Origin of the sequence: Caballeronia terrestris (assembly GCF_001544515.1) — a bacterium.
In the GTDB taxonomy this organism is placed as follows: domain Bacteria; phylum Pseudomonadota; class Gammaproteobacteria; order Burkholderiales; family Burkholderiaceae; genus Caballeronia; species Caballeronia terrestris.
Genome location: NZ_FCOL02000409.1, coordinates 1 through 1,398, shown reverse-complemented (window position 1 = coordinate 1,398; position 1,398 = coordinate 1). Strand labels below are relative to the sequence as shown.

General features: G+C 60.0%; 1 protein-coding gene and 2 pseudogenes. 1 reads left to right on the top strand and 2 read right to left on the bottom strand.

Annotation, left to right across the window (positions count from 1 at the left end; genetic code table 11):
* Positions 1–312, top strand: a pseudogene (locus tag AWB67_RS37830) (acetate/propionate family kinase); the annotation flags it as partial.
* Between the two features lie 89 nt (positions 313–401).
* On the opposite strand, the pseudogene AWB67_RS43725 reads toward AWB67_RS37830, so the two are convergent.
* Both AWB67_RS43725 and AWB67_RS41235 read right to left on the bottom strand, forming a co-directional pair.
* Positions 402–722 (bottom strand): annotated as a pseudogene (locus AWB67_RS43725) (hypothetical protein); the annotation flags it as partial.
* A gap of 320 nt (positions 723–1,042) precedes the next feature.
* Positions 1,043–1,398, bottom strand: a 356-nt coding sequence (locus AWB67_RS41235) for a hypothetical protein (RefSeq protein WP_200822428.1), incomplete at its 5' end; no start/stop codon positions are given.

Below are 1,398 nucleotides of genomic sequence, written 5' to 3'. Positions count from 1 at the left end.
ATCCGGCACCTGCGGCCGCACCTGCTGCAATCGGCGTCGTTCGATACGGCCTTTCATCGCACGCAAACGGATCTCGTGCGGCGCTTCGCCCTGCCTCGCCGGTTCTTCGACAACGGCGTCAAGCGCTACGGCTTCCACGGACTCTCGTACCAGTTCATTGCTCGCGCGCTGGCGCGCCAGTCGCAGCGCTTGGCCGCGGGCAAAGTGATCGCCGCGCACCTGGGAAGCGACGCGAGCCTGTGCGCGATGAGCGCGGGCTCAAGCCGCGACACCAGCATGGGCTTTTCGACCCTCGACGGCATTCCGATGGCCAACGGTTCCCAACCATTTTGCGAGGGCAACCAACTATGGCCGTTCCACGCTTTGTGATACATCTGGTTGTCGGTGCCCAGTGCGATTAGGTTGAGACGATTCCGCTCCCCAGAAACCGCTGCTGGAGAGCTTCTAAAACTGCCGCCGAGTGGCTCCCATTCACGCTGCGAAGGAAGCCAACAGGTGCCATTCCACGCTTTGTGATACATCTGGTTGTCGGTGCCTACGCCGAATATGTCAAGGCGGTTCGGTCCCCACGAAACGCAGGCGACCGAACTCTTTTTTCGACCGACCTGCGCGAGCACAGGGGTATGACCGCCTATCGCTGCTAAACCCGCAAAGCCAAGCAGCGATACACTGCCAATTTTTGTAAGCACCCGACGACGCAACGCTTTGTTAATAACCTGCATACGGCCTCCTTAATCATAGAGCTTCGTTTGATATCTAGTCCGCCATAAGCAAGCGCTGCTTAGTGCTGCTCCATAATCAGAGATATAGAGTCGGGACGGATTGACTTGAATCAAAAGGGTGAAGCCCAACGCCAGGAACGCGCTTCGTCGCGCGGTGCTTTGTCGGGTCAGCTACTAGGTCTGCGCGGTATGCCGCACCACTGCCTCTACCGAAACAGAGGGTCGGTGAAGAAAGCAACAGTCGCACCACGGGTTCCGGCCCGCGGACGCCGCGGCACTGGTCTCGCAACAAGAAGCGGGCCATAGCCCGCTTCGCACATTCAAGCCGCCGAAACTCCTGTGACAGCGCCCGCCGGTTCGTCTGCAACAGCCGGAGATGCCGGATCGAGGTTCTGCTCGGCGATCAGCAAGAACAGGCTCTTCGGATTTGGCAGGAACTCACCCTTGTTCGCCCCAGCGACGATCATCTTGGTCTTCTGCATGATCGTCACCGTGTTGCGGCCCATCGCGCGCGCAGCGCTCGGGGAATACGGCTTCGCAATCAGATTCTTGTGGAGGTTCCCGTTGTCGCCCGTCGTGATCTTCCCGTCGGCGGCGAGCACGTCGAGCGCACGCTCGAGGATCTCGTTCGGCTTCGCGGTCTTGCCCGAGAGGAAGTCGAGCAAGATGCTCGCAC